Origin of the sequence: Trebonia sp. (assembly GCF_049794275.1) — a bacterium.
In the GTDB taxonomy this organism is placed as follows: domain Bacteria; phylum Actinomycetota; class Actinomycetes; order Streptosporangiales; family Streptosporangiaceae; genus Trebonia.
Genome location: NZ_JBARCR010000267.1, coordinates 1 through 5,126, shown reverse-complemented (window position 1 = coordinate 5,126; position 5,126 = coordinate 1). Strand labels below are relative to the sequence as shown.

The window sequence follows — 5,126 nt, the reverse complement described above, 5'->3', positions numbered from 1 at the left end:
GACGCGGTGGTGGACGCGGCAGGCCGCGCGGTGCTGCCCGGGTTCGTGGACTCGCACGCGCACCTGGTCTTCGCGGGCGAGCGGAGCGCCGAGTTCGCCGCGCGGATGGCCGGCCTGCCTTACGAGGCTGGCGGCATCAGGTCCACGGTCCTGGCGACCAGGGCCGCCACCGACGCGGAGCTGCGCGCGGGGCTGCGGCGGCTGGCGGGCGAGATGCTGCGGCAGGGGACCACGACGTTCGAGTGCAAGTCCGGGTACGGCCTCACGGTGGCCGACGAGGCCCGGTCGGTGGCGCTGGCGGCCGAGGTCACCGCGGAGGTGACGTTCCTCGGCGCGCACGTGGTGCCCCCCGAGTTCGCCGCCGACGTCACCGGCTACGTCGACCTGGTCCGGGGGCCGATGCTCGAGGCGTGCGCGCCGTTCTCGCGCTGGGCGGACGTATTCTGCGAGCGCGGCGCGTTCGGCGCGGACGAGGCGCGCGCCGTGCTGACGGCGGGCCTGGCGCGCGGGCTGCAGCCGCGGATCCACGCGAACCAGCTGGGCACCGGGCCCGGGATCCTGCTGGGCGTGGAACTGGGCGCCGCCTCCGCCGACCACTGCACGTTCCTCACGGATGCCGACGTGGCGGCGCTCGCCTCATCGGACACCGTGGCGACCCTGCTGCCCGGCGCCGAGTTCGGCACCAGGCAGCCGTACCCGGACGCGCGCCGCCTGCTGTCCGCCGGGGCGGTGGTCGCCCTGGCCACCGACTGCAATCCCGGCTCCTCGTACACCTCGAGCATGCCGTTCTGCATCGCGCTCGCGGTCCGCGATATGCGGATGACGACGGAGGAAGCGGTCTGGTCCGCGACCGCGGGCGGCGCCAGGGCGCTGCGCCGCACCGACGTGGGTTACCTGGCCCCGGGCGCCCGCGCCGACCTGATCATGCTGAACGCCCCGTCGCACGCCTACCTCGCCTACCGCCCGGGCGTCCCGCTGGTCCGCTCCGTCTGGCAATCCGGTAACCGCGTTTCCGCGGAAACGCGGTTACCGCCCGCCGCCTGTGGTCGGTCCTCCCCGGTCCCGCCCGCCCCGCAGCTCACATGGGTCCCGCCCGTGTGTACGCAGCGGCGGCCTAAGCCCGCTGGTTTCATGAGCGCCGCGAGCTGGTCAGGGCTTGGTGACTCGGGGGTGGTCGCGCCAGGCGGGCATGGTGGCCATGTAGTCGAGGGTCTGGCATTCGAGCTCTTCCCTGGCGGCTTGCGGGTCGCGCCGCGCCTGCCAGGCGACCATCCGCTCGAAGCGCTCGTCGAACGACTGGAGCTGGCCGGAATCGTCGGTGCAGTAGCCGCAGTACCGGCCGGTCTCGATGGGCATGCCGCAGCTCTCACACGTGTGCGCGGTCGTCATGGCTGTCTCCTCAGAAATGGGTGTCCTGGCGGCCCGCCGTGTCCACGAGGGCCTGCATCCCGGCGATGAGTGCGTCCGCCTCGCCGGCCGGCATCCGGGCGAACGCGCTGGCCAGCAGGTCCAGGCCGAGCACCTCGCGGTCCCTGCGCAAGGCGTCGTGGCCGGCCGGGGTCAGCCAGATCAGCGTGCGCCGCCGGTCGGCCGGGTCGTTCTCACGCTCGAGCAGCCCCTGATCCTGCAAGTGGCTCACGATCTCGCTGACGACCGACTGGGCCCGGCTCAGGTGCGCGGCCGCCTCGCCGACCGTCAGTGGCCCGGCCATCGCCAGGTGCTCGAGCACGGCCCGCGACGCGCCCGCGAGCTGGCTCCGCGGCCCGTCCCGGCGGTGAAACGTCAGGTACACGGACCGGAACCGCGCCGCGAACCGCTCGGCCCGCTCCAACTCATCGCTCACGCAACCAGGCTTCCGCCTGCCCCATGCATCGTCAATCCCGATGGATTCCAGCCGACCCGCGCGGCCTTAGCTCCGTGGCGCGATGAACAGGGACTGGGCGGAGACGCCCAGCGGGCCGTCGAGGTCGAAGAGGCGGCAGGTGGCCAGGCCTGCGCCGCCGGATGTGATAGCGGTCTCGGCGTCCAGGCACACCCACTCGCCGACTGGGTCGCGGTGCAGGTGGACGGTGAGCTCAGGGTTGATGAACAGCCAGCGGCTGATGTCCAGCTCCCACGAGGCGCCGTTGCCGCTGTCGGCAGCGACGAGCACGCGCTCGAGCGGCGCGGGCTCTTCGTCAGGCACGAGCGGGTACCGCATCCGCATCCACACGGTGGCCGGCCCGGGAACGGCGACGCCGCCGACCACTGGCCGCCACTCCATGGCGGACATGTAGCCGTCCGACCAGCCCTTCGATACCCCTGCCCGGTCGTCCGCGCCGGGAGGATCGGCGGGCAGCGGCGGCGGCACCGGGTAGCGGGACTCCACCGTGGGACAGGCCGTCCGCAGCACCCGCCATGCCGTGGCCCGCGCGACCTCACGGCCGCCGGCGCTCGCGGTCGCCTCGAGCAGTTCGACGCTGCGCCCAGGCCGAGCGACCCGGGCGGCCACGGTGATCTCGCCGACCGGGATGGCCCGCAGGATCTCGCAGGTGAACCGCGTGATCATCATGTCCGGCCGAGGCTGGCAGCGCAGCATCGCCCGGCCGAGCAATGCGCTCGGCGGCCCGCCGTGCTGCGCGCTGGAGTCCCACGGCCCCGCCGTGTGCACGGTCGCCTGCCACACGCCATCGCCAACAGGAACGTAGAAGCTGTCCGACATGAGCCAAATCTAAGCAGGCGGCTCTACAGGGCGGGGTAGCGGCCGCGGAAGCGGATCAGCGGGTCCCCGGTTTCCGCCGTGTAAGGGACGCCGATGACCGAGGCGATCACCAGCAGGTGGTCACCCGCCGGCACCCGGCGGGCGACCGAGCACTCCAGGGCCGCCAGCCCTTCAGACGGGATCAGCGCCCCGGACAGGGAACCCCGGACGTGCGGCACGTCGTCGAGGGCCAGCCGCGCGCTCGGCCGGCCCTCAGCCGCGAACCGCCCGGCCAGCATCTTCTGCGCCGCGGACAGCAGCGTCACAGCGAATCGAACGGCGGGCAGCGACGGCCGGCTCAGCACCTCCGCTGGATAAGAATCCAGGGCCAGCGACACCAGCACCAGCGGCGGGTCGAGTGACACCGGCATGAACGCGCTGACCGTCGTCCCCACGTCGTCGCGTCCGTCGGCGATCGTGACCAGCGTGACACCCGCCGCCCAGGCCGACAGCGCGCCGGTAAATTGATCTTCCATACACCGGGCAGGGTCAGCGGCCCGTAGGGCGGCAGGCCGGCCGCCGCCGCGAACTGCCACGCCGGGCCCCAGCCGTCGGTGAACAGCTCGCGGATGCCGAACGTAGCGCCAGCGGCAGCGGCGGGGCGGACCTCGCTCGACTCGGCGGGACGCAGCTGGTCGAGCGGCCCGAGCCGCGGGTAGACCCGGACGGGGGCGTCGTCAGGCAGCCCGGCGCGCCGCCGCGCGATGGCGATCGCGTCGCGCATGCCGCCCGTCTCGTCGGCCAGGCCGTTGGCCACCGCGTCGGCGCCGGACCAGACCCGGCCGCGGGCCAGTTCATGGACCCGGTCGCGGGACAGCCGCCGGCCCGACGCGACCTTCTCCGTGAAGTCCTCGTACACCGCGTCGAGCCAGCCGTTGATCCGGTCCCACTCGGCGTCGGTGAACGGCCGCGACAGCGAGAACATCGTCGCGTTGTCGCCGACCGTCACGGTGTCGGTGCCCACCCCCGCCCGGCCGAATATCTCCCGCAGCACCGGCTTGCCGAGAATGACCCCGATCGAGCCGGTGATCGTCCCCGGCTGCGCCACGATCACGTCGGCCGGGGCCGAGATGAAGTAGCCGCCGGACGCGGCGACGTCGCCCATCGACACCACGACCGGCTTGCCCGCGGCGCGCAGCCGCACCACCTCGCGCCAGATCACGTCTGACGCCGTGGCCGAGCCGCCAGGGCTGTTGACCCGCAGGACGACCGCGCGGGCGCACTCGTCGGCCGCCGCGGCACGCAGCGCGGCGGACACCGTGTCGGAGCCCATACCGCCGCCGCCAGGCCCTGGCCCGCGGCCGCTGCGCCCGTGCCTGATGGCGCCGTGCGCGTAGACCATCGCCACGAACCGCTCGTTCTTGGCCTTCTGCATGGACTGCACGCGGCGCGGCAGCTCGGCTAGCGCGTGGGTGCGCTGGTACCGCTGCAGGTACAGCAGCATCGCGTCGGGGCCGGCCTCCTTGTGCAGCTGCTCGTACACCTCGTCCCGGTACTGCAGCCCGTCGACCAGGCCCTCGTCGAGCGCCTGCTGGGCCAGGAACGGGCCGCGCTGCAGCAGCTCGCGGGCCTGCTCGGGAGACTTGTGCCTGCCTTCCGCGATGGCGGCGGTGAGCTGCTCGGCGACGGACTCGGCGAGCCGCTGCACCGCCTCGCGGGCCGGGCCGGTGAAGCCGGTCTCGGTCAGCTGGTCGGCGGCCGACTTGTACTCGTAGCGCTTGGCCGACTCGAAGCCGATGCCGAGCTTGTCCAGCGCGCCCCGCAGGAAGACCTGCTCGACGGCCACGCCGGTCAGCCCGAGCGTGCCAGACGGCTGCAGGTAGATGCGATCGAACCCGGTGGCCAGGTAGTACGGCAGGTTCCCCCGCACGAAGTCGCCGAACGTCTCGGCCCACGCCACCGTGAGCTTCCCCGACCGCCGGAAGTCCGTCACCGCCTCGCGGAGCTCCTGGGTCTTCGCCAGCCCGAGCCGGGCGCCGCCCACCTTGACCACGAGCGCGCGCACCCGGTCGTCGGCGCTGGCCCGCTTCAGGCCTTCGAGCACGTCGGGCAGCCGGGTCCTGCGGATGGTGAGCAGCGCCTGCACGGGGTCTTGCGGCGGGCCTTCGGCGATGCCGTCGGTCAGGTCGAGCTCGAGGATCAGCGGACCGCTCCGCCGCTGCCACATCCTGTGAATCTGTCCGGCGAGCTTCGCGTCTGCCATGCCGTCAGCTTACGCGGGGTGCATGATCGGCATTAATGGTCCGAACGTACGGGGGTGACTCCATCACCACGCCTGCTGTCACGGTCGTGGTCGACGTGGCGAACGTGATGGGCGCCAGGGCCGACGGCTGGTGGCGCGACCGGGCCGGCGCCGCGCTGCGGCTCTGCCGGTCGGTCGCGGAAC

The 5,126-nt window shown here is 73.1% G+C and carries 4 protein-coding genes and 1 pseudogene; 1 reads left to right on the top strand and 4 read right to left on the bottom strand.

Annotated elements, in window-relative coordinates; all coding sequences use genetic code 11:
• Nucleotides 1-1,023, top strand: a pseudogene (gene hutI, locus WA805_RS07645) (imidazolonepropionase); the annotation flags it as partial.
• Nucleotides 1,024-1,399: 376 nt separating this feature from the next.
• Here hutI and WA805_RS07640 read toward each other — a convergent pair.
• From WA805_RS07640 to sppA, 4 genes are all read right to left on the bottom strand, one after another.
• Nucleotides 1,400-1,843, bottom strand: a complete 444-nt coding sequence (locus WA805_RS07640) for a MarR family winged helix-turn-helix transcriptional regulator (RefSeq protein ID WP_422288084.1) — start codon at nucleotides 1,841-1,843, stop codon at nucleotides 1,400-1,402.
• A gap of 66 nt (nucleotides 1,844-1,909) precedes the next feature.
• Nucleotides 1,910-2,701 carry a thioesterase family protein gene (locus tag WA805_RS07635; protein ID WP_422288086.1) on the bottom strand — a complete coding sequence of 264 codons (792 nt, stop codon included), beginning with the start codon at nucleotides 2,699-2,701 and terminating at the stop codon, nucleotides 1,910-1,912.
• 23 nt (nucleotides 2,702-2,724) lie between these two features.
• Entirely contained in the window at nucleotides 2,725-3,135 is a 411-nt protein-coding gene (locus tag WA805_RS07630; protein ID WP_422338160.1) for a flavin reductase family protein, read from the bottom strand.
• Entirely contained in the window at nucleotides 3,039-4,943 is a 1,905-nt protein-coding gene (gene sppA, locus WA805_RS07625) for a signal peptide peptidase SppA (RefSeq protein WP_425241981.1), read from the bottom strand. Before sppA ends, WA805_RS07630 begins: the two co-directional genes overlap by 97 nt.
• Nucleotides 4,944-5,126 lie beyond the last annotated feature (183 nt).

What these genes read in the sequence shown, in the direction of transcription:
- sppA (WP_425241981.1), bottom strand. Translation starts at nt 4,943, where the DNA reads ATGGCAGACGCGAAGCTCGCCGGACAGATTCACAGGATGTGGCAGCGG.
- WA805_RS07635 (WP_422288086.1), bottom strand. Translation starts at nt 2,701, where the DNA reads ATGTCGGACAGCTTCTACGTTCCTGTTGGCGATGGCGTGTGGCAGGCG.